This window comes from Saprospiraceae bacterium (assembly GCA_016709995.1).
GTDB lineage: Bacteria > Bacteroidota > Bacteroidia > Chitinophagales > Saprospiraceae > JADJLQ01.
In genome coordinates, this window is record JADJLQ010000001.1 from 1,989,610 (window position 1) to 2,013,500 (window position 23,891).

The window sequence follows — 23,891 nt, forward strand, 5'->3', positions numbered from 1 at the left end:
ATTGCGGAATCAGGATTTCAATGGTATATTCAGTGGTATATGGAGATATTACTCATATCCAAGGTAATCTTTCGTTTATCTTTCTTTAAACCATTCCGCATACATCACGTAATTATTTGCAGTCCTGGTAATAAAAAATTCAAAGTTTTCTTTTGATAGTTCCTTTACTTTTTTTGCGGGAACCCCTGCATAAATATACCCGGATTCCAGGATGGTATTTTCGAGTACGACAGCTCCTGCAGCCACCAGGCAATTTGTAGGCACCACGGCATTATCCATCACAATAGCTCCCATGCCGATGAGTGCTTTATCATGAATAGTACACCCATGGACAATAGCACTGTGGCCGATAGACACATCATTACCAATCGTCGTCCCTGATTTTTCATATGTACAATGAATGACAGCCCCATCCTGAATATTGACCCGATCGCCGATTTTTATAAAATTGACATCGCCGCGTATCACTGCATTGAACCATACGCTGCAATCATCCCCCATACTCACCTCTCCGATTACAACAGAATTATCTGCCAGGAATACATTATTACCGAAACTTGGCGTTTGGCCGCGGACTGTTTTGATGATAGACATAATAAAAGATAAAGTTATAAATGTAACGTATTATTGAAAATATTAATACTTGGCACCACGGGTTATTTTGGTAATTCGATTATCAAGCGAAAAAGACCCCTGGAGAGATGCAACTCCAGGTCATCCATTCAAAAACACAGTCTTGTCAATTCGTTTATAAAAATTTTGTATGCTACCCGGGAGGAAATGTATCCTGTATTTGTGATAATTAATCGATATTGGCTTTCTGGTGGAAGCTAAACAAAATCATCTTAGCTTTGTTAAATCACTTAAACTAATAAATAAACAATAAAATTTATGGCTATCAAACGATCAGCAACCGCCCACTGGGCTGGCAATGGCAAAGAAGGCAAAGGTACGGTATCCACAGAAAGTGGTGTCCTTTCAGCTGCCAATTACTCTTACAAAACACGATTTGAAGAAGGCATTGGTACCAATCCGGAAGAACTCATAGGCGCCGCCCATGCAGGATGTTTTTCTATGAAACTGGCTTTTGTATTGCAGGCTGCCAACATCATCGCAGACTCTATCGAGACGAAGGCGCAAGTGATACTCGATCAGGGTGCTATCACTGAAGTAAAATTATTTACTCGCGTAAAAGCCGAAGGATTGGATCAGGCTTCTTTTGAAAAATATGCCCTGGAAGCCAAAGAAAATTGTCCGGTGTCTAAACTTTTAAAAGCGGAGATTTCGCTCGATGCTGAACTGGTATAAACAAAGTTATTTATAATGATTCGAGTGCTTGCTCAAAATCAGCTATCAGGTCATCGATTCCTTCTATACCTACAGATACCCTGAGTAAATTAGGGGGACTGACGCTATGCGTTCCTTCTGCAGAGCGTCGGTGATCCACTAAGCTTTCTACACCCCCCAGGCTGGTAGCATGCGTAACCATGTGGAGCGATGAGGCAAGTTTCAAAGTAGCAGCCTCCCCACCTTGCACCAGGATAGAGAGCATGCCTCCAAATCCGCCATGCATTTGTTTTGAAGCTACACCATGATATGGGTCGGAAGGCAATCCGGGATAATTGACTTTTTCTATTTTTGGATGCAAATGAAGGTATTGGGCTAAGGCCATGGCATTTTCTGCGTGGACTTTCATCCTGACGGAGTACGTAGCCAGGCTTCTGGATAATAACCAACAATCAAAAGCTGAAGGTACAGCGCCTCCCAGCGTCTGAAAATCTCTGATCTTTTGCGTCAGTTCAGGTTGATTCCGGGTCATGATGCATCCTCCTGTAATATCACTGTGACCACCAAAATATTTTGTGGTAGAGTGCATGACCGCGTCTACACCAAGATCAAGTGGTCGGGTAAAATAGGCACTGGCCCAGGTGTTATCACAAACTGTCATAATATGGTGCTGCCTTCCTATCCTGGCCACTTCGGCGATGTCGGTGATTTTCAGCGCCGGATTAGAAGGTGTCTCGATCCAGATAAGTTTGGTATTAGGTTTGATGCTTTTCCTGACAAGATCGAGGTCTGTCAAATCCAGGGCATCATATTCCAACTGCCATCGACCATATAAGGTTTGTAAAATCACTTTGGTTCCATAATAAAGATCATCTGGCAAGATCACATGATCGCCTGGTTTAAGGCTATGGATGATACTCATGGTTGCTGCCTGGCCTGAAGAAAAGGCAATAGCATCCGTCGCGCCTTCCAAGGCTGCTAATTTGATCTCAAGGGTTCGTCGGTTGGGATTGGATGCTCGGGCATACACATCTCTGCCTTCGACAAAGGCGCCATCCTCCCCCCGCTCAAAAGTGGTAGATAAGATGATCGGCATCGATACCGCTCCATAGGTAAGATCTATGGTATGGCCTGCATGAATGGCTTCGGTGGATAACTTATCGGAGGCATTTGGATTCATCTACCACGTTTTTGTGAAAAAAAATTATTAGTTCGGTATCAAATGTAATATTCATATGGAGTCTCAAGTGAACCGGGATGTTACTCTTAAGCACCAAGACCTATTTTAACCGCTTTTACTTTATACCCAGCTGACTTCAAAAGATTGATCACTCCTTTAGGACCACCCAGGTGACCTGCACCAACGGCAAAAAAAGTAGATTTGTCTTTCATCATAGCACTCATGAGTGGAATCCAGTTTCGATTTCTTTGAAATAGGAAAAGATCCTCATAAGCTCCCATGCCACCTTCATCACCCACAGATACTTTGGCCATGGTTTCTATGTCTTGCTTTTTATACAAATCGACCATTGCCTTGTATTCAATATTTTCTTTGTCGGCAGAGCGAATACTTTCTACCAACATCTTTGCCTGAAGTTCATAGGGAATACTGTCGAATATAGCCAGTTGGTCATCGATGGTCTCCAGTCCTTTAGATTCCTTATTTTGCTCATTCACCTTGTTAAAAATCTCCATTTCATAAGATTTGGAGTTCTCCATGCCGCCTTCTCCCCCTATATCCATGGTGGCAAAAGTAGAAAGCAACATTGGCTTCATACGATCCAGCATTTGCAAAGGCAATCCCTTTTCAGTAAAATGAGTCTCTATCTCCTTGTATTCCTCCCCTGTGACCAGGTCCTTTAAGGTCAGTCCGTCTCTCATAAAAGCTTTGCCTATGATTTTAAACATAGACTCCATAGAGGACATGTCATCCATATCGATTTCAAAAGTAGCTTGGTCTGCAGCGATGATTTTATCTTCCAGTGTTTTTGGAAAAAAGAAATCCTCACTGCCGATGATATGAATGGTTCCAAATAAATAGGACGACTTGGTCAGCCCGTTCCCACTGATCTCCCAGAGCAATGATTTCTCATTTGGTTGATATTCCGTCACAGCAGGTACTGCCTGAACTGCTTTTTGACTGGACGAACAATTAGCCAGCAGCAATACCAAAAGAAATGATCCTGCTACAGCCCCGTATCTAAAATTAAATTTCATGCGCACAAAGGTAGGAGAATCAGAAAATATGACTCCGATTAAAAAATGTACTGATCAATCAAGAATTCAATCCACTATAAAGGATGCCTTTGATTGTAAATCTCATACAAGATGATACCAGCTGCTACCGATACATTAAACGAATCTATCGTACCGGATTGTGGTATTTGGAATCGATCGTCGCATTTGTCCAATAAAGATGGGTGCACTCCTTCATCTTCTGAACCAAGGATCAAAGCGATCGGTTGACTGAAGTCTATAGCTCGAATGGGTGCAGCTGCTTTGGCATCAGCTGCCACTATCCTGATCCCGGCTGCTTTGAGCACATCAATCGTGGTGACCAGGCTGTTTTCACGGCACACAGACAGCTTGAGCAAAGCACCAGCAGAGGTTTTGATGGCTTCTTCGTCTATCCTGGCACGATGTTTTGATGAGACGATCAGTGCATCTACACCTAACAATTCTGCACTCCGGGCTATCGCTCCAAGATTACGGACATCAGTGATTCGATCGAGCACCAGGAACAATGGGTGATGATCCTGAGCCAGAATGAACGGCAGCAGACCTTTCAAATCCTGGTATTCGACAGGAGAGATGATCGCAGCTACCCCTTGGTGATTATTTCCCTTACAAAGTTTATAAAGCACTTCTTTGGGCACCTGCTGCATCGGGATAGACCGATCCTTACAAGTTTCGCGAAGCGTTTTTTCCAGCTCTCCATGTGTACCTTGAAGCACAAGGATCTTTTCTATTGGCAATTCCTCGTTTAAGGCTTCCAATACCGGGTGTTTCCCATAGATAACTTGCCCTTCACTCATACACTTCTATTATTTAACAAAATATTAGCTTATTTTAGATAGACCATTTGACAACTTTTGCACCTCTAATGTAGTTCCCTTTTTAGGCTTAAATATTGATAAATTTGCATTATAAATCTACAATTAATAATGAAGGATTTTTATAAAGGACTTTTAATCATTGTTTTGATTACTTTGAATCTGGCTTTCGCCAACGGTCAATCAGAGGAATTAAACATCATTAATATCTTAAAAAAAGACTGGGTTCAAAAGTCCTTTCCTTCAAGTGATCTTTCAAGTCTCAAAATTACTGATTCTTATACAGATGACCAGAATGGTTTAACTTATATATATATCCAACAATATTTGGGCGATATTCCTATTGAATCAGCTTTAGGCAATCTTATTTTAAAAAAGGATCATCCGCTGTACATCAACACCAATCGGTTTATAGTAGATATTCATAAAAAAGTAACTGCCACAGACAACATCATCACCGGAGTAGAAGCTGCTACAGTAGCGATCATCCGGTCAGGAGCTACCTCTTATTTGAGATCCAGGCCTACCGTTTTAAAAGAAATAAGTCCAAATCACCTTATTATTAAAAAATCAGACAATCTGCTGGAAGACATTCCAACCCAACTCATTTACAAAGAAGATCAAGGAATATTAAAACAATATTGGAAAGTAGGCGTCCATGAATCATCAGGTGATTATTGGGAAAACTATATAGATGTACAGACTGGTAATATAACCGTCCGCAATAACCTCACCCTGGCTTGTGGATCGGAGCCACAGCATACACCTGGTGCTAATCTGCCATCTCCGACCTTCAATCCAGGCTTTATCAAACAGTATAGAGTGTGGCCGATCCCATTGAGTGCCCCGAATGCAGGTCCTTCTCAACTGATCGCTGACCCTTCAGATTCAGAAGCTTCCCCGATGGGCTGGCACGACGACGGCACCACTACCTATACTATTACTCGGGGCAACAATACTCATGCTTTTGCAGACCCTGATAGCAATTATTTATCTGCAGGTGATGAACCAACCGGAGGTGCCAGTTTGATATTTGATTACCCTTATGACCCCAATGGCACCATCACACAAAACAAAAATGCCGGTGTAGTCAATTTATTTTATATGAATAATGTGATGCACGACTTTGCATACCATTACGGATTTACTGAGCAGGCTGGCAATTTCCAAACTAAGAATTTTTCAGGAAAGGGTAAAGGCAACGATGCGGTCACTGCCCTGGCTCAATTTGGCGCTAATGGAAGCAGGTTGCGTAACAATGCAAATTTCCTGACTCCGGCAGACGGGACTAATGGCAGAATGAGAATGTTTGTATGGAACCAAACAGGAACTAAACTTTTAAAAGTAATAGCCCCCGCCAACCTTGCCACTGGCTTTGAAACCGGCAGTGCTGAGTTTGGTCCGGCAGTCTCTACCACTCCAATCACCGGCAAATTGGCCATAGTGTCTGACGGGACTTCCAACGCTACATTTGGATGTAAGCCTCTTGTTAACGCCGCAGAAGTGAGCGGTAAAATAGCTTTAATCGACCGGGGAGATTGTTTTTTTCATGAAAAAGCTTGTAATGCCCAGGCGGCAGGGGCCCTTGCCGTGATAGTTTGCAATTTTGAAAACACACCTATGGGTATGGCTGCGATCGCCTCACCACCTTGTAATGTCACGATTCCTGTGATTTCATTAGGTTCTGTGGATTGTGCCTTTCTCAAAAAAAATATTCAGACAATCACCATTACGCTGCAAAAACCTGCCAGCACCAGTGCCCTTGAGCAGGATGGCTCTTTTGATAATGGCATTATAGCACATGAATATGGTCACGGCATTTCCACTCGTCTCACTGGTGGACCGGGCAATTCAAATTGTTTGTCTAACGATGAGCAAATGGGCGAAGGCTGGAGTGATTTTTTTACTTTGGTCACCACTATTCAGGCTGGCGATATTGCTACCACTGCTAAAGGAATAGGCACCTTCCCTTTACAACAAAGCATTTCAGACCGCGGTATTAGAAGATTTCCTTATTCGACCGACCTAAACATAAATAATCTGACTTACGAAGATGTGTTCACTACTGAGACTCCACACAGCCTGGGAGAGACCTGGGCTGCCATGCTTTGGGATTTGTATTGGGCATTTAGTAACGCCCAGGGATGGGATGCTGATCTTTATAAGGGTAAGGGCGGAAATAATAAAGCCATCCGCTTAGTCTTTGAAGGCTTGCGACTCCAACCTTGCGGCCCCGGATTTGTAGATGGGCGGAATGCCATCTTAAAAGCAGACGAATTATTGTACAATGGTGAAAACAAATGCCTGATTTGGGCAGCGTTTGCCAAACGGGGGTTGGGATTTTCTGCTCAGCAAGGATCTAGCGATAATCGTAGCGACGGCGTCGAAGCTTTTGATCTGCCTCCCGGATGTGTACCGACTGTAAAGATTCAAAAATCGGTGACCCCACTTATTAATGCTGGTGAAGACATCTCCGTCACTATTGTTGCACGCAATGATACCAAGTCATCCCTGGCCAATGTAACTATCAAAGATATTATTCCTTCAGGGGCCGGCTACAAGACCAATTCTTCCACCATCCCATTAGAACAGAATGGCAACGTACTTTCTTTAAAGATAAACCAATTGGCCGCAGGTGATACGATGACCTTTCAATACAAATTGGTTAGTAGTAAAACCCTTTTTTCAAAGACTTTTTTTATCGACAGTATGGAGACTACAGAATTTAATTATGATGTGTTTTCACTCCAGGGCAGCGGTATCTGGGAGCTCAGTGATATAGTGGCCCGTAGTGGCAAAAAAGCCTGGTTCGTGCCAGATCTGGGCACTGAGAATGATCAACTTCTCCAAACGCTTCGTCCATTTGATATCAAAGGCCTCAGTCAGCCTGTAATACGATTTTATCAGCGGTACAATACTCAACACGCTTTTGATGGTGGCACTGTAAAGGCGAGTATCAATGACGGCTTGACCTATGATGACCTCGGGTCCAAAATATTTAGAAATGGATATAACGGTCCATTATCCTATTTTGCCTTACCCATATTGAATCAAAGAGCTTTTTATGGTGATTCTAAGACCTTCATCCCAAGTTTTATAGATCTGGCTGATTATAAGAATACACCCTTCCAGCTACAATTCAGATTTGGGTCTGACGACAGTCAGGGCAAGACCGGGTGGTGGATAGATGATCTGGAGATCTTTGATATGTTTAATTACAATAGCCAGGCTTGTATCTCTTATGATGGAGGCATAGATGTTTGTGCGGAGGCACCTGCCAAAGGCACCATCGTAGAAAGTCAGTTTGTCACCGGCACCAAAGATCAGTCCTATTTACCTATCAATTTAAGTATCAGCCCCAATCCCGCCAATGACAGGCTGACCATCATCACCAATATACCGACAGCCGGCCAGATGCAAGGTGAAGTATATACTATCGATGGTAAACTGCTTCGATCTTTTAAGAATTATGTATCTGCTAATCTAAGCAGGACACAACTGGAGACCACTGCCCTGCCTGTCGGTATGTATATTTTGAGAGTTCGTGTTGGAAAATACCTGGGAGAAGAGAAATTTGTCATTCAGCGTTGAGTGTATTTTGATTCGCAATACCGAAGCCTTAGGAGACTCTAATAAAACAAAGGATTAGCTGAAAGTCTAAAAAAATAGTGGAGAAATTGGGTGGAACCAGACTTGAAAGCCTGTCTATTTAATCAGGTCTGGCATGCATCTCAGCTACCTCTTTGCTACTCCAGTCTAACTAAACAAAAACTCCACATCCTCCTCCGAAAGATTTTTGACAAAGCCTTCCTCAGCCTGAATCAATTCATCAGAAATCCATTGTTTCTTTTTTTGCAATTGTACGATGCGCTCTTCGATGGTGTTTTTACATACCATACGATAGGCAAAGACATGTTTGGTCTGGCCGATTCGATGGGTGCGGTCTATGGCTTGCTGCTCCACTGCAGTATTCCACCATGGATCTATAAGAAACACATAGTCAGCGGCTGTAAGATTGAGCCCGGTATTGCCTGCTTTAAGTGATATTAGAAATACGCGAGCAGTATCATCTTCCGCATTAAAAGCATTGACCATCTCCTGGCGCCTGGAGATCTCTGTATCGCCATCGAAGTGATAATATTCGATGCCTGTTTTGCGTAGATGTTTTGCAATGAGGTGGAGCATACCTTTAAACTGAGAAAAGACAAGTACTTTATTTTCAGTGAGCTGATTTTCCAGTTCGTCCAGGAGCATAGTCAGTTTAATAGATCCTTGTTCTACCCGATCATTCAGTTCCTGGATGAGATGCGGAGAGCAACAGATTTGGCGCAACCTCAGAATACCGGCCAGGATGCCCATCTTGCTTTTGCCCAGGCCTTCACTCTTTATATTCAAAAAGATATTGTCTCTGATGCTGTCTTTCACTTCCTCATATAAAGCCCGTTGAGGATCTTCCATTTCGCACCACATGATCGACTCGGTTTTATCCGGCAGGTCTGCTGCAACTTGTTTTTTAGTCCGGCGCATGATAAAGGGTGCAGTAATTTTGCTCAGCACTTGTATTTTCTCCTGGCTTCCATCTTTGTCTATAGGATTGGCATATTCTCTTCTAAAAAATTCCTGGGATCCCAATAGTCCGGGTACTAAAAACTCTAGCTGAGCATATAGGTCGAAGGTATTATTCATGACCGGGGTGCCGCTCAACGCTATACGATGATTTCCCCTAAGCCGAAGTATCGCTTTGGTGATCAGGGCATCGGGATTTTTAATATTATGGCTTTCGTCAACCACAATCGCACTCCACGCATGCAGCTCCAACAATTCAATTTGAGTCCTGACCAATCCGTATCCTGTGATCAGCACCTGATCTCCGGAAGTAAAAAAACTATCGAGCTCAGACGCCCCTCCCTTAAATATTTTAGCATTGAGGTGTGGTGCAAATTTTTCAATCTCTGCTTTCCAATTATAGATCAAGGAGGCCGGGCAACAAATGATAAACTTTCTCTTTGCATCCTGTTGGTACAACCAGGCCAAAAAACAAATAGTCTGCAATGTTTTGCCAAGACCCATGTCATCTGACAGACAAGCACCCGATTCTATCTCAGATAGCAGACACATCCACTCGAATCCTTTTTTCTGATATGGCCTTAGATCAGCTGAGATGGTATCCGGTATGCTATAGAGATCTCTTTCCTGCTGCTGCCATTGGAGCCATTTATTTTGCCATTCGATGGGGATTACTTTTTCTTTGAGCTCTTCTTCAAAAGTCAAATCAATACTTTGCATCAACCAGTTGGACACGGTGAGGACGGCATCGTCTATGCGGGCATGTTTGATGACGATCGCATACCTGGACAGCCATTCGTCAGTCAGGACTCCGATAGTGTTGTCATGCAAGAGGATACTTTTTTGTCCTGCCATGACGACTTTTTGCAGCTCCTTGTTCTTGATGGATTCTGCCCCAAACTTTACTTTAAATTCAATTTTGGTCCAACCGGCTTCCGAAGCGATCCAATGCATCTCTGTATCAGCTTTGTGGGATGAGTACCTGAAATGATCCAATAAATCCAAACCCAGGATCTGGACGCCACGATCTATCCATTCCTGGTATAAATTAAAAAACCAATTGTTTTTTTTCGCTTGGTCAAAGTGGATAAAAAAATTGCCATTAAACTGGCTTTCAAATGAAGCATGTTTTTTTCGGATACCCTCGATAAATAAATTTTCTGCTGTTTTATCACGATGGACCATATACAACTCGCCTTGCCGTTGCACCTCCAACTGGGCTACCCATGGGCCTTCAACCCTTATGCCTTCGTAATTCCAGGTAGGGATAAACTGTAAAAAAGTATTGCTGATCTCATTGACCAGTACCATAGCCTCGGGGATACATTTTATATCTCTAGGTTTAAAACATCCATTACGATCCAACTCATATCCTTTATCCTCCAGCTTCCAAACAATGTTTAACAAAAACTCTTTAGGTTTAAAGGCCATCTGGGCGATTTTTTGTTCTTCCAGCCAATCCAGGGTCATGCTATCGTTAGGAGAGAGTATAAAATATTGGTGTTTATGTTCCAAAAGGAATTTAGTCCTTTGAAAATCTTTAAGCAAATAAGGAGTATCTGTAATCACGGCATAAGGCTCCAGGCTTAGACCCGTATCCTCATCATCTATTACCCTAAATTTTAATGTAACCTTATTTGGCTGAAACTGGCAGGCCGTTTTAATAACTTTCCTGGTCTGCTCATCGGTAATCTGGTGGTACCAGGGTAGCTCATGCCAGTGTGTTACATTTTGAAGGAAGCATTCATTCAAATATCGCATGATCTTTTTTTGAATGATCACTTCAGGATGCTGGCCGGCACCCATGTTTTTCAATGCTTTGGTCAAAGATTTCCTGTGTTCGGCCAATGAAATATCAGCTAGTTGGGTGATCGAGTCTCTGGCCTTAGTCGATGCCTCTGGTATCCTGTTTTTTAAATCGGCCAACTTAAAGGCCTCATAATCAACATGTCCTGGCCTTTTTAGCACTACGATAAATGATAAAAACCCAAACCCATCCGGCAAATATTTTGGTGTAAATAATAAAATAGGTTTACGCTCTAACGACATCGGCGGCAAGATATAGAATTGCGCAAAATCCTGGGCAAATCAATCAAAACAGGAGTTGCCTATCGGAAAATAATTATAATCATCATCACCAAAATACGCCTGATCTAAACTGATCATCATACCTTTGCGCTCACATGGAAGAATCTATCAATGATCCCTCGACATTTAAGAAAAGGACTTTATTGTGTGTACTCGTAGTACTCACTATCATAGGCCTGGACCAATGGCTCAAAATCTGGGTAAAAACCCATATGGGTTATGGCGATGAGTTTAAGATTATGGGATTAGATTGGGCCCGGATCCATTTTGTTGAAAATGATGGTATGGCATTCGGCATTTCTTTGGGCGGTAGTATTGGAAAACTATTGTTGAGCTCATTTAGGATCATTGCAGTTGGATTTTTGATCTAAATCTTATACCGGCTCATCAAGTCAAAGGAAAATTGGGGACTCCTGGTGTGCTTTTCACTCATCCTGGCAGGAGCTATAGGCAATATATTGGATTCGGCTTTTTATGGCCTTTTTTTTACAGAATCATTTTACCAGGGTGGCTTGGCTGAGTATGCTCCTGATCGTGGATATGCTCCCTTTTTGTTCGGGAGGGTGGTCGATATGTTTTATTTCCCTTTGGTTGATACCAGGTGGCCCGATTGGGTACCTTTGGTAGGAGGGTCTTCACTACAATTTTTCAGACCAGTGTTTAATGTAGCAGATGCTGCAATATCTACAGGCGTGATCAGCCTCATCATTTTCTTCAGAAGTTTTTTTAAAACACAAACGAATACTCCGATCAATGCCACAACTACTGTCGAGCAATCCGTAACGAGCGAAATGACTGAATTGTCAGATGCCGCCGTAGAGGACTTGCCTGAACAGACGCAGTAAGGCTGACAGGTTAATCAGTTTAAGCTTACAAAAATATAATATCCGAAGGGCTACTATATAGGAGGAGCTTATTGATTAAAAGTCTTTGCAAGACCTGAGTAAAATAAAATCTGAAAATGGGGAAATTAGCGGGCTGAGAGTCTGAGAGATAGAGGATGGGAAAACTAAAATTTTTGGGTGTAACTGTTAGAGTCCTTTGACGATCAACCAGTGGGGTTGTTTTAATTTTAACGGAGAATTTATCTGCCAGTAAAATTATTGATGGCTTTGACTACTTTTTCCATTTTATCATAGTCAATCTGGTAATGCTTAAACTTCCCTTCTTTATTATTATCCACAATACCTACGTTTTTGAGGATTTTTAAATGTTGAGAAGTAATGCTTTGCTCTATTTTCATCGAATTATAGATTTTGTTGACATTGATCACTTCGTGACGATCAATGAACTCCAAAATCTTTAATCGGAGGGGGTGAGCAAGTGCCCGCATGAGATCAGAGGAGTATTGTAGTTTTTCCTGATCGAACGTTACTTTGGTTTTCTTCATACTTACATTTTAGTAGTCAATGAATATCTAGCGAGAACAAATATGAAGAATAGATTTAATATGTCCAAGTAAATATTAAAAAAAAATATTATTTGTAAGTAGTTGGACTTTTTTTGCAAGTGATTCTCATTAACTCAAGTTCAAAAAACAAAAAACCAATGAACACAATTCATTGGTTTTTAATACATTATAATAATGTATGTCAATTTTTAGTTTAACCCACTAATTCTTCGATCAATTTAGAGATTTGATTCAATCTTTCCTTGTCTAATGAATAATAAATGAATTTCCCCTGCCGGTCAGTGATGACCACACCTGCTCTTCGCAAGATGGCCAGGTGCTGCGAAGCGACAGATTGTTCCAGCCTAAGCTTGATATAAATGTCGGTCACAGTCATGTTATCACTCTCCTCAAGTACTTCGATGATCCGCTGACGCAGCTTATGGTTTACAGCACGTAATACCAAGACAGCACGACGCAAATCCGTGTAATCCAGCTGAATATCTTTAGGTCCCTTTTTCAGCGTAACAATTTCTTGTTTTTGTTTTTTCATACTCCCAGGTTTATGGTTCAATGCAATTGTGTTAAGAATATTGTCGATATTGCTAAAACCATACCAATTTTATAACAGCAACACAAATAAATTATTATTCGTTTGCATAAGGAGAATTTTATTATATAATTAATAGAAATGTGATGCCACAAATATTTGACAATCTTATGATTACATAGATTTTTTATATGCCGGGGCTTTTAAATAATCCGGCACCGCATAGGCTAAATTTTCAAAATTTTTGTTAATAAACTGATCTAACCCAGGCTTTATAAGGTATCTGGCCAGGACTTCGGCCGATCCAAAATGCAGGTGCGGATGTGGCTCCAGTAATTTTTCGGCCTTGAGGCTACCATCCCCTACTATATATATATGTCTGCCAGATGCTAGCCATTGCTCACCACTATTTCGGGTCAATATCAGGGGTTGTGCTGTTATGACTTCCTGAAACAAGGCATCATAACCTGCATAATATACTTCATCGCGACCTGCATCGATCATACCAAGTATCCATGCTGAGGGATCTACATGTTCGATGGAATGGCAGAGTGCCAGGAGTGTCGAGACCCCAATCAGAGGTTTTTGAAGGGCCAGGCAAATGCCTTTGGCGGTAGACAGCCCAACTCTTAGACCCGTATAAGATCCCGGACCTTTGCTGTAAGCCACAGCATCTATTTGCTTGAGTTCTATTCCTGCTCTATTCAATACTGGGTCTAACATGGACGGCAGCAAGGCTGCATGGCGACGGCCACCTGCCCGATCTATCTCCTCTGATATCAATTGAGTGCCTTGACCCAATGCCACTGAGCATACATCGGTACTGGTCTCAATGCAGAGTATGTATGGAGGTTGGTCTGTGCTCAATCGCTTATTTTTAAGTGCTACTTTCTGCTCTTTCCTCCTGCAGCGCTTTCTCCATTCAAAATGGAACGATATTTAGCTTGATCATCCAGGACACTGATGGCATCCTGGATCTCTTGATCTACCTGCAGCGATTTTTCTATTTTCCCTTTTTGGAGGTAGTATCTCGGTATGATCTCTTTCTCTATATTCTTCACTATCAATTCCTTATATTGTACCAGCAATTTATCAGGATCTTCTTTTATTCTTTTATTGAGATCATCAAAATCTTTCGACATCGCATTCCATTGTGGATGATCCATGGCTTTGGCTTTAAATGCTTCTAAAGCGCCTGTCAGAACTGATTTGTATTCAAATCCGGAGTGTTTCACAAATTTTAAGAAATCCTCAAACTCTGTGAAGCTGAATTCGCGCAATGGTTTTATCTCCTGATGCTTCAATTTATAAGCAGTAGCATATTTAAATAAGATATCATCCTTTATCAATTGTTCCACAATCTCCGGCATTTTCTCAGCATCAATCACGATGTCCGGCTTTACACCACCACCGTCCAGCACTTTTCTCCCCCCCTTGGTCTTAAACTCCGCCCGGAGTGAATCTGCGATATTTTTTGGCACCCCATTTTCATATTCTACTCCTTGAATACATCGGCCACTGGGAATATAATACTTAGCAGTAGTGAGCTTGACCTGGCTGTTGTAGCCGATTTCGCGGGTATTTTGCACCAGGCCTTTACCATAGGTCCTTTGCCCAATGATCACACCCCGATCAAGATCCTGCACCACACCAGATACTATCTCTGAAGCAGAGGCTGTGCCCTTATCAACCAATATAGTCAAAGGGATATTTTCATCTACCCCCCCCTGCATGGTTTTAAAGGATCTGTCCCATTCCTTTACTTTTCCTTTTGTGGTGACCACCAATTCGTTTCTTGGGATAAAGACATTGCATACGTTGACCGCTTCTCTCAGCAAACCTCCCCCATTGTCACGCAAGTCCAGTATGACTCCAGCCATATTTGGGTTCTCTTTTTTTAGTTTTTGCAGCGCAGCAGCCACATGGCTACCAGCTTGATCGGTAAACACAGTGAGATTGATATAACCTACTTTATCCGAGACCATACCGCTATAAGGTACATTGGGCACATCTACTTCTCCACGGGTGATAGAAAATGGCAGTTCAGTTGATTCACCGGGCCTTTTAATCATTACATCCAGGTTGCTGTCAGCAGCCCCTTGCATCAGGGTAGTAATCTCTTCTTTAGTTTTGCCTATGACAGACTTACCCCCAACAGACATAATCTGATCACCCAGCCTTACCCCACTCTTATACGCAGGGGATTCTTCAAAGAGCTCGGTGACTGTGGGCAGATCGTCCACCATACGGATGCCGGCTCCTATACTGTGGTATTTACCCTCAGTAGAAAAACGATAAGTCTCTACCTGGGCTTCAGAAAAATAATTGGTATACGGGTCCAGGGTATTGAGCATAGCATCTATACCCGTCTTCATCAGCTTGCCCGGCTCAATATCATCGACATAATAATAGTTGAGCTCTTTATAGATATTGGTGAATAGCTCAATATTTTTAGTGATTTCAAAATATCGATTAGGATCAGCAAATCTTGTGAAAGAGAAGAGTAAACCAATAAATACCACCAGGATCAACAATCGTTTCATAATGCTTATATAGTATGATTTATACGAAAAGTAAAATTAAGGGTAATATTTTTCGCGCTTCTTAAGATTCCCTTAAATGTAGCAGTATCTTTAAAACAGAAACTAGCTTATTCTACTGCTTCTTTTTGGTCCTTAGTTTGTACTTCCTGGGCTTCAGCTTTTTCGTGAAGACGATCATGTTTTGCCAGAAAGGTATACCATTTAACGACTTTTTTTATATCACCAATACTGACTCTATCCGGATCATAGTCCGGCAATATTTTTACAAAATAATCCAAAGTGGTCTTTTGGTCAGCCTGAAGGTCAGGAATATTCAGATCAGATTTTTTCATCGTTTCAAATATCTCTGCAATTGGAGTTGAATCACTTGAAGTATAAATACTGATCGTCTCTAACAAGGAAAATTGATGTTTTCTAAGTGGAGCAAATTTGGTTTGCCCGTTTTCTATGGACTTGACGATCGCCCCATCAGCTCTGTTAGCAACCATCTCATATAATCCCGGCAGGCCGGTCACGAATATTATTTTATTTAAATCTATCATGATGCAAAAATAGCCCGAAATGTGCAAAAGTTTTAAAAACCACTATTCGTTTCAATTTTTAGGCCCGCTTATCTACTTAACTGCTCCCTTACTTCATCACCTCTCCGATTAACCAATTAACCACATTATCCACTTCCCCACCTAACCAGTCTTCCTACTCCCGACATTTCGCCCTATTTTTGCGCCTCAGTGCAGTACGATTTAATCATTATTGGAGCAGGCCCCATCGGTATAGTTTGTGGCATTGAAGCTAAAAAAGCCGGACTGTCCTACCTGATTATCGAAAAAGGCGTATTAGTCAATTCTCTGTACCATTTTCCAGCCAATATGACTTTTTTCTCTACTTCTGTTCTACTGGAGATTGGAGATGTGCCCTTTATATCCCATACTGACAAACCTACTCGTGATGAGGCACTTGAATATTACAGGCGCATAACTGAAGCTTGGCAGTTGTCGGTGAACTTCTATGAATCAGTAGCGCAGATTACCAAAATCGAAGGATCCTTCTATATAAAAACTTCTAAGTCCGAATACCAAGCTTCGAATGTCGTGATCGCAACCGGATTTTACGACTTAGAAATCAAATTGAATGTACCAGGCGAAGAGCTACCAAAAGTCAGGCACTATTATGATGATCCCCATCCATATTTCAGACAGGATCTGGCCATCATCGGTGCCGGCAATTCTGCTTGTGATGCTGCCCTGGAGTGTTGGAAAAAAGGTGCCCGGGTCACGATGATTGTTCGTGAAAATGAGATCAAGGACACCATTAAATACTGGATCAGGCCAAACATTGAAAACCGCATCAAAAGTGGTGAGATCAAGTCATTTTTTAATGCTCAAGTTCAGGAAATCAAACCAAAAAGTGTACTGTTTTCTTCAGGAGGTGTCCTGCATGAGATACCTAATGATTATGTGCTCGCCATGACAGGCTATCAACCAGACTATGCCTTTTTAAGTGCTGCCGGCATTGATTTTGCGCATGATGAATACCATACGCCCATCCATGATGAAAACACGCTGGAGACTAACGTGCATGGTTTATATCTCGCTGGAGTCATCATCGGTGGGTTGAAGACCAACAAATGGTTTATCGAAAATACCAGGGACCATGGTAAAAAAATAATCGACCATATCCTGTTGAAAAAAAATCACGTTTTCGGAGCCAACACAAAATAACCCCACCCCATAAACCCCATTCAACTTCTTACCATGAAAAATATAGAATTAGTCATCTTCGATTGTGATGGAGTATTAGTAGATACTGAAAAACTGGCCAACCGGGTTTTTATAGAAGAAGTCACCAAATTTGGCTTTCAAATTACCGCGGAAGAGGCCTGGGAACATTTTCCGGGATCCAGATTTGCAGATTGTGTAGCTTATGTGGAGCACACCAATCAACGAAAATTACCGGTAGAGTTTACAGAGATCTATCGGGAAAAAAGTGCTCAGGTCTTTGCTGCTGAGATGGAAGCTATACCTGGCATCCTGCACCTGCTCAGCCACCTTGCTCTGCCCAAAGCCGTGGCTTCCAATGGACCTAAAACTACCATTATCGCTAACCTGCATTCTTGCAAACTCCATCATTTTTTTGAGGAGCAACATATATTTAGTGCCTATGAAGTTCAAAAATGGAAGCCTGAACCGGATCTTCATCTCAACGTATCCAAAGTGATGGGGATAGATCCTGCCAATTGTGTCGTAATAGAAGACAGCGTACCGGGTATCCAGGGTGCACTCAATGCTAAAATGAAAGTTATTGGATTTAGCCATGACGGCCGAAATCAAAAGATCATGAATCTGGACATTCCCATCGTAGACCACCTCGAAAGGGTCTTTGATATTTTACCAGACCGGGCTAAAATGGCTTCCCCGCTTTTTCTCTGAGCATCTCATTAAACTTCAGTCCGCGTGATAGAGCGCTTACTGCCAGGGCAATACGATCAGCTTTGGTAGCCTGGGTTTTGGCGGTTTGCAACCATTTGGTGAAATAGTTTTTGTGGCTTTGCGGCAATTGGTCATATGTCCTAAAAGCGCCTGGAGCTTCCATGAGACAGTCCAAAAAATCCTGATCAGCTTGTAAATCGGAAGGATCATATTCGACCTCTACCCGGACCTTGTCACCTGCCGCTTTTTGGATTTTTTTACGCATAATCCCATTGACAGGAAGGATAAAGTCACCATCACCCATGGGTACCAGGGCGACTTGATTGATCTCTACATCATCTATTTTGCCCTTCACTCTGAAAGCCGTCTTATGGGAACTCAGTTTTTGAGCCCTTGCCGAAGAAATGGGTATAAAGGTCCAGCCTGACTTCTCCTTATACTTGCCAAATCGATCTAATGTTGCTGTAAATTTAACCATGCAGTCCACAGATGTTATTCTGTAAAAATATTTCATTTGGGTTAAATAAATATCAAAGTCATTTTGCTAAAGTCAGATGTGTATATTTTTCTTTTATCTTTATAGCCTTTTAATTAACTCAGATTAGATACTATCCCTATGTATAGAGTATTGATTCTTATTTTTTTATTTGCCTTCAGTGGCAGTTTGCTCGCTCAGCCTTTGAGAGAAATTCCGTTGAGTATGAAAATCCTGACTGCAGAGGAGAGCCTTGCCAAAGGTGATTACTACAATGCCCTGGATTGGTATGAGCAGGTATATAAAGAAAAACGTGACCCAGAGATAGCCTATAAAATAGCCTTGTTGCATTATACACTCAGAGATTATGCCCGGGCTGAAACACAACTGACCAGGCTACTGACTTCAAATCTGAAAGGGGTGCGCCCTCCTGCCGCGGCTTATTATTACCTGGGAATGGTGCAAAAGATGAATGGCAAAACCAGGGAGGCGACAGAGGCTTTCAGCAAATTTATTACAGAGGGCAAGGATCAGAATATGATCACCTTAGCTCAAAATGAATTGGATGGCATAGAGCAGATGGGTAATCTTGCTACTAATAAAGGCATAGCTGTCGTCAATGTTGGCACCATCGTAAACTCCCCTTTTACGGAATCCAATGCAGTATTAAGCTCCGACAATACCTTATATTTTGTCTCTTTTCAAAAAAAAGCTCCAATAGTACAGGATGGTAAAGATCAGGACTATCATGCCAAGATATATACCAGTGCTAAAACCAAAGATGGCAAATGGGGCAAACCAGTCGCCTTATCCGACGCTATCAATAGACCCAATGTACACAGTGGGCATATAACTCTAAGCCCTGACGGTGAAACTATGGTTTTCACCAGATCTTTATTGGTCAGCAATGAAGTATCCGAGACTAAAATGTATGTCTCAGAAAAAGATGCCAGCGGTTGGGCACCTGCCCGGGAAATCAAATTGCCTACCGGTGATTTTCAAATCCGGTATCCTGCCTTTGGCAAAATGTTTGACCGGGATGTCCTCTTTGTATCCTCTAATAAACCAGGAGGTATGGGAGGCTTTGATCTATATTATGGCAATTTTGATGGCCAGACGCTTGGAGATTTGGTGACCATGGGACCACGGTTCAATACCCCTGGTGATGATATCAGTCCATTTTATACCAAGACTACTTTTTATTATAGCACCAATGGCAAACCAGGCATGGGAGGCTTTGACATATTTTCAGCCAATTTTACAGGTACAGATTATGAAGCTCCTCAGAATATGGGGCGCAACTATAACACGACCGTTGATGATATGTTCTTTACCTTAAATCCGGATGGAGGTACAGGATTTTTGGTGTCTAATCGTCCCGGTACCCGAAGCTTAAAAAGTAAGACCTGCTGTGATGATATTTTTTACTTTTCACTTCAACCTATCCTCGTCGATATGGTCGTAGATGTGTTTGAAACACCCAAAAAAGCACTCAAAGGCAGTTTAATAAGAATCAATGAGTATGTGGAAGAAAGCAGCTTCGAAAAGGAAAGAAAAACCAATGATCAGTCTAATAATTTTCAGTTTGACCTCGAAGTAGACAGAGCATACCAGTTTGTAGTATCAAGGGATGGCTATTACCCCGATACTTTTGAAGTAAATACAGTTGGGATACTCGAATCAAGCAATCTTAAAAAAGAGGTTATTCTCAGACCTATGCCTCCAGAGCCTACTACTGAAACCATCACCATCAATGAACCCATCAGACTGAATAAGATCTACTACGATTATGACGATGCTGCGATCTTGAAAGATGCTGAAGAAGATCTGGGTGCTCTGCTCGAATTATTAAAGGAATATCCTACGATGGTGATAGAATTGTCCAGCCATACGGATGCAAGAGGCAATGATGAATACAATAAACGATTATCCCAGCGCAGAGCCAACTCTGCAAAAAATTGGATCACCTCTCGCGGCATCGATCCTTCCAGAATCAAAGCGATCGGTTTTGGAGAATCCAAAATCCTTAATAGGTGTAAAAATGGAGTAAACTGTACCGATGATGAGCACAGATTTAATCGACGCACAGAGTTCAGAATTCTAGAAGGGCCTCAGACTATCACCATCAAAAAAGAAATATTCAAAGGGCAAAAACCTGCTCTCAAACCCGGTGACGGTGGCTCTGCAAGTTTACAAAATATACCTACCATAAAGAAAGGGGTCCCTATCCTCAAATGGGACAATCCATTTTTTGATTTTGGCCTGGTCAACAAAGGAGAAGATAAATTGCATGAATTTGGTTTTGTCAATGCCGGTGATGCTGACTTACTCATCGAAATAGCTACTGCCTGCGAATGTACTGACCTCGACTACCCCACCAAGGCTATCAAACCCGGCGAAAGAGGGGTAGTTAAAGCAAATTTTCATAGTAAAGAAAAAGATGGTGAAGCTGAAATCACTATCAATGTCATCGCCAATACAGATCCCATAGTAGTCGAGGCCAGATTCAGAGCTTTTGTGAAGTAGCTTAACTTTAACTTACAAGATTTCATTTGGCTCAAGATCTACTTCATGATGTTATAAAAGAAGCAAGGTCACTGGGCTGGGTACAATGGCTGGCCTTTTTGACTGGATTAGTTTATATCTACTTTGCCACACGCAGCGATGCCCGATGTTGGATTTGGGGAATCCTATCCAGTGCACTATGGGCTTACACCAGTTGGTTTCAATTAAATCTGTTGAGTGACAGTATATTGCAAATGATCTATGTGGTACTCGGTGTTTGGGGGCTATATTCATGGCGGATCAAAAAAAACAAAACTACCCTCCCTGTATCGCATTGCTCACCCAGCCAGTTGATATTATATCTATTTGTGGGAGCCATCTTTTCCATCGCCTTGGGGCAATTTATGAAGTCGACCCAGGCCGCTTTTCCTATGCTGGATGCTGCACTGACTGTATTTTCTGTGATCGCCACGATCATGCTGATCAAACAACAGATCGAAAATTGGATATTCTGGATCGTCATCAACCTGGTCTCTATACCAGTTTTCATCATTCGGGATGGGCATTTATTCGCCTTATTGTTTTTAATCTATTTTGTGCTGTCCATCAAAGGTTGGAAGGAATGGCAACAGTTGCTGCGAGTCAATGCTTCCTGATGACGCTACCTGGCCTAACCCACCAATATCATTGAAATTTGCATCTTTACACTGTATTTTACAATTTAATCTTTAAGTAAATACTTTAATGAAATACATATATTTTGCATTGATCATCAGTATTTTAGCACTAGCCTGTAGCTCCAACCCGTTTACAAATTCTCAGACACCGACTTCCACGGCTTATGGGGAGCCAAATCATATTGTCCTGGTGTGCAACCAATCCGATTGGGATGGAGCAATAGGAGATTCTTTAAGGTACTATTTTGGATCAGCTTACCCAATTCTGCCACAGCCTGAAGCTATCTTCGACATTAGGCAGATGAACTACTCTGATATCGTTGCCCTCAAAACATTTAGAGAGCTTCGAAATTATATTTTCATAGCCGACCTTTCAAAAAAAGACACATTGACCTACAAACTATTAGTTCAATTATTAGGTACCGAACGAATTAATGATCATCTGCAAGAATCACCCACATCCAATCTAATATCTCGTGATGTCTGGGCCCATGGTCAACAACTTATGTATATCTTAGGAAATGACCAGGATGATTTATTCAATAGGATCAGAAGAAGCTTCCCTGGGATATCCCGACAAATAAGAGAGTTTGACAGGCCCCGGATCAGAGGAACTGTGTATGCTGCCGGCGTCAGCAAATTGAACTCTGAGTCAATTGGTGATCGATACCATATATCCATCGAACTACCTTATGATTGGAAACTGGTTTCTTCTCAACCTGCAGGAAGCTGGATTAGAAAAGAAACTGAAAAAGCCAGTTTTAATCTCATTCTGAGTAAAATAAAATATGAAAACACCAATCAATTTTCTGAAGACGGGTTTAAAAAAATAAGAGATACCCTGTTAAGGCATTTTGTGACTACAGACTCCCCTGGTGACTTCATGAAAATCAATGATATAGATCTGCCTTTATTTACCTATCAAAAAAATATTGACGGCAATTATGGTATTGAAATGAGAGGCGTTTGGGAGACTGCCATAGAATTCATGGGCGGCCCTTTTCAAACCTATATGATTCAGACCCCAAAAAAAGATTCTATTCTTTTTATCGATGCTTTTGTCTATGCCCCGGAACAAGAAAAACGAGATCTTATCCAGCAACTGGAAGAAGTAATACAAACTGTTCATTTCAAATAAATATCCTAAAAAAGTGCAACTTTAATTGACTCCAGGCAGTCTGCCAGTTTATTGGATCAACATATATTTTTTGCCAGGCAGAGCCTTGATGACCCCTTTAAATTCTAATTCGAGCAACAATCCTGCGATTGCACTTGGAGCTAGCTGCAATTCGTGATATAATCTATCAATGCTCATATATTCATTTTCACGGAGTAATTGGACTACTTTCTGTTCCATCACTGTCAGATCCTGGAATAAACTCCTTTGGACAGGGTGATGGTCAGATTTTTGCCAGTTCATGTTGTTCGCCAAATCGGATGCTGATTCTATGAGGGCGGCTTTGTGTCTTTTGATAAGGGTATTGCATCCTTCTGAATTGAGATCAGTAGTCCTGCCTGGAAACGCAAATACATCTTTATTATACATATTGGCATATTCAGCGGTGATCATCGACCCACCCTCGATGCCCGACTCGACGACAACGACCGCATCACTAAGGGCTGCTACTACTTTATTGCGCATCGGGAAGTTTTCTCTATCGGGCTTTGTTTTCGTCATGAACTGTGTGAGTAGGCCCCCATTTGTCGTCATTCTTTTTGTCGTAGAAGCATGGGCGCTCGGATAGATCTTATCCAGTCCATTTCCCATGACTCCCACAGTGGGGATTTCGACATCTACGCTTTTACGATGCGCCGTGATATCGATTCCATAAGCTAGCCCCGATATGACCAATACATTATACTCTTTGAGCTCCTCTACCAGCTTTTCACACAACATCCTGCCTGCATCTGTAGGCGACCTGGTCCCTATCACAGATACTATGCGATGATGATCCAGATCTGCGGTTCCTTTGAAATACAATAACACGGGAGTGTCTTCATAGGATTTAAATCTGAATGGGTATTCTTTGTCTGTATAAAATAACATTTTGATGTCGTGTCGCTCGATAAACTTCATTTCTTCTTCTGCCCGATTGAATGCTTCTTTATGATTGAAGATGCTCACTGCTGTTTTTTCTCCAATACCGGGAATAGCTAAAAGATCTTTTTTTTTAGACTTAAACACCTGATCTATTCCTCCCAGGTAGGCAACAAGCTGACGGGTAGTTACTGGTCCTACCCCTTCTATCTGTGTTAGAGCTATTTTTTGAATTGCATCAGGCACCATATCACCTACACAAAATATCTATACCCAAATCCATTTAACAG

The 23,891-nt window shown here is 41.8% G+C and carries 19 protein-coding genes and 1 pseudogene; 8 read left to right on the plus strand and 12 right to left on the minus strand.

What is annotated here, in order from left to right:
- Positions 1-75 precede the first annotated feature (75 nt).
- A complete protein-coding gene (locus IPJ09_08400) occupies positions 76-594 on the minus strand; it encodes a gamma carbonic anhydrase family protein (GenBank protein MBK7371449.1) in 519 nt (172 codons plus the stop codon).
- Between the two features lie 297 nt (positions 595-891).
- Here IPJ09_08400 and IPJ09_08405 point away from each other — a divergent pair, with 297 nt between their 5' ends.
- Positions 892-1,308, plus strand: coding sequence for an OsmC family protein (locus IPJ09_08405; protein MBK7371450.1), 417 nt, complete (start codon positions 892-894; stop codon positions 1,306-1,308).
- A 10-nt stretch (positions 1,309-1,318) separates the two neighbouring features.
- Here IPJ09_08405 and IPJ09_08410 read toward each other — a convergent pair whose 3' ends face one another.
- From IPJ09_08410 to rlmB, 3 genes are all read right to left on the minus strand, one after another.
- A complete protein-coding gene (locus IPJ09_08410; GenBank protein MBK7371451.1) occupies positions 1,319-2,467 on the minus strand; it encodes a PLP-dependent transferase in 1,149 nt (382 codons plus the stop codon).
- Between the two features lie 86 nt (positions 2,468-2,553).
- Positions 2,554-3,504 (minus strand): TraB/GumN family protein, encoded by a 951-nt coding sequence (locus IPJ09_08415; GenBank protein MBK7371452.1) that lies wholly within the window; start codon positions 3,502-3,504, stop codon positions 2,554-2,556.
- A 74-nt stretch (positions 3,505-3,578) separates the two neighbouring features.
- Positions 3,579-4,322 (minus strand): 23S rRNA (guanosine(2251)-2'-O)-methyltransferase RlmB, encoded by a 744-nt coding sequence (gene rlmB, locus IPJ09_08420; GenBank protein MBK7371453.1) that lies wholly within the window; start codon positions 4,320-4,322, stop codon positions 3,579-3,581.
- Between the two features lie 129 nt (positions 4,323-4,451).
- On the opposite strand from rlmB, the gene IPJ09_08425 reads away from it, so the two are divergent.
- Positions 4,452-7,931, plus strand: a complete 3,480-nt coding sequence (locus IPJ09_08425; protein MBK7371454.1) for a M36 family metallopeptidase — start codon at positions 4,452-4,454, stop codon at positions 7,929-7,931.
- 165 nt (positions 7,932-8,096) lie between these two features.
- On the opposite strand, the gene IPJ09_08430 is transcribed toward IPJ09_08425, so the two are convergent.
- Positions 8,097-10,955, minus strand: coding sequence for a DEAD/DEAH box helicase (locus IPJ09_08430; GenBank protein ID MBK7371455.1), 2,859 nt, complete (start codon positions 10,953-10,955; stop codon positions 8,097-8,099).
- A gap of 134 nt (positions 10,956-11,089) precedes the next feature.
- Between IPJ09_08430 and IPJ09_08435 the strand changes: the two are divergent.
- A pseudogene (locus IPJ09_08435) lies at positions 11,090-11,839 on the plus strand (lipoprotein signal peptidase).
- A 239-nt stretch (positions 11,840-12,078) separates the two neighbouring features.
- On the opposite strand, the gene IPJ09_08440 reads toward IPJ09_08435, so the two are convergent.
- From IPJ09_08440 to IPJ09_08460, 5 genes are all read right to left on the minus strand, one after another.
- On the minus strand, positions 12,079-12,384 hold the full coding sequence (locus IPJ09_08440; protein MBK7371456.1) for a helix-turn-helix transcriptional regulator: 306 nt from the start codon (positions 12,382-12,384) through the stop codon (positions 12,079-12,081).
- A 214-nt stretch (positions 12,385-12,598) separates the two neighbouring features.
- Positions 12,599-12,937 carry a helix-turn-helix transcriptional regulator gene (locus tag IPJ09_08445; GenBank protein MBK7371457.1) on the minus strand — a complete coding sequence of 113 codons (339 nt, stop codon included), beginning with the start codon at positions 12,935-12,937 and terminating at the stop codon, positions 12,599-12,601.
- Between the two features lie 171 nt (positions 12,938-13,108).
- Positions 13,109-13,801 carry a tRNA (adenosine(37)-N6)-threonylcarbamoyltransferase complex dimerization subunit type 1 TsaB gene (gene tsaB, locus IPJ09_08450; GenBank protein ID MBK7371458.1) on the minus strand — a complete coding sequence of 231 codons (693 nt, stop codon included), beginning with the start codon at positions 13,799-13,801 and terminating at the stop codon, positions 13,109-13,111.
- Positions 13,802-13,818: 17 nt separating this feature from the next.
- Positions 13,819-15,477, minus strand: a complete 1,659-nt coding sequence (locus IPJ09_08455; protein ID MBK7371459.1) for a S41 family peptidase — start codon at positions 15,475-15,477, stop codon at positions 13,819-13,821.
- A 107-nt stretch (positions 15,478-15,584) separates the two neighbouring features.
- Positions 15,585-16,019, minus strand: a complete 435-nt coding sequence (locus IPJ09_08460) for a DUF5606 domain-containing protein (protein MBK7371460.1) — start codon at positions 16,017-16,019, stop codon at positions 15,585-15,587.
- Positions 16,020-16,208: 189 nt separating this feature from the next.
- Between IPJ09_08460 and ypdA the strand changes: the two genes are divergently transcribed.
- Together ypdA and IPJ09_08470 are read left to right on the plus strand one after the other, a co-directional pair.
- A complete protein-coding gene (gene ypdA / locus IPJ09_08465) occupies positions 16,209-17,198 on the plus strand; it encodes a YpdA family putative bacillithiol disulfide reductase (protein MBK7371461.1) in 990 nt (329 codons plus the stop codon).
- A 33-nt stretch (positions 17,199-17,231) separates the two neighbouring features.
- Positions 17,232-17,906, plus strand: coding sequence for an HAD family hydrolase (locus IPJ09_08470; GenBank protein ID MBK7371462.1), 675 nt, complete (start codon positions 17,232-17,234; stop codon positions 17,904-17,906).
- On the opposite strand, the gene IPJ09_08475 is transcribed toward IPJ09_08470, so the two are convergent.
- The gene (locus IPJ09_08475; GenBank protein ID MBK7371463.1) at positions 17,878-18,384 is read right to left on the minus strand and encodes a DUF1905 domain-containing protein; all 507 of its coding nucleotides are present in this window, start codon (positions 18,382-18,384) and stop codon (positions 17,878-17,880) included. The two genes, IPJ09_08470 and IPJ09_08475, sit on opposite strands and share 29 nt — an antisense overlap.
- Positions 18,385-18,522: 138 nt before the next feature.
- On the opposite strand from IPJ09_08475, the gene IPJ09_08480 reads away from it, so the two are divergent.
- The 3 genes from IPJ09_08480 (at position 18,523) to IPJ09_08490 (ending at position 22,701) form a co-directional block, all read left to right on the plus strand.
- Positions 18,523-20,907 carry a DUF1573 domain-containing protein gene (locus IPJ09_08480; GenBank protein MBK7371464.1) on the plus strand — a complete coding sequence of 795 codons (2,385 nt, stop codon included), beginning with the start codon at positions 18,523-18,525 and terminating at the stop codon, positions 20,905-20,907.
- A gap of 26 nt (positions 20,908-20,933) precedes the next feature.
- A complete protein-coding gene (locus IPJ09_08485) occupies positions 20,934-21,542 on the plus strand; it encodes a nicotinamide mononucleotide transporter (protein ID MBK7371465.1) in 609 nt (202 codons plus the stop codon).
- Positions 21,543-21,630: 88 nt separating this feature from the next.
- Positions 21,631-22,701, plus strand: a complete 1,071-nt coding sequence (locus tag IPJ09_08490; protein MBK7371466.1) for a DUF4837 family protein — start codon at positions 21,631-21,633, stop codon at positions 22,699-22,701.
- A 48-nt stretch (positions 22,702-22,749) separates the two neighbouring features.
- On the opposite strand, the gene dprA is transcribed toward IPJ09_08490, so the two are convergent.
- The gene (gene dprA, locus IPJ09_08495; protein ID MBK7371467.1) at positions 22,750-23,850 is read right to left on the minus strand and encodes a DNA-protecting protein DprA; all 1,101 of its coding nucleotides are present in this window, start codon (positions 23,848-23,850) and stop codon (positions 22,750-22,752) included.
- Between the last annotated feature and the right edge of the window lie 41 nt (positions 23,851-23,891).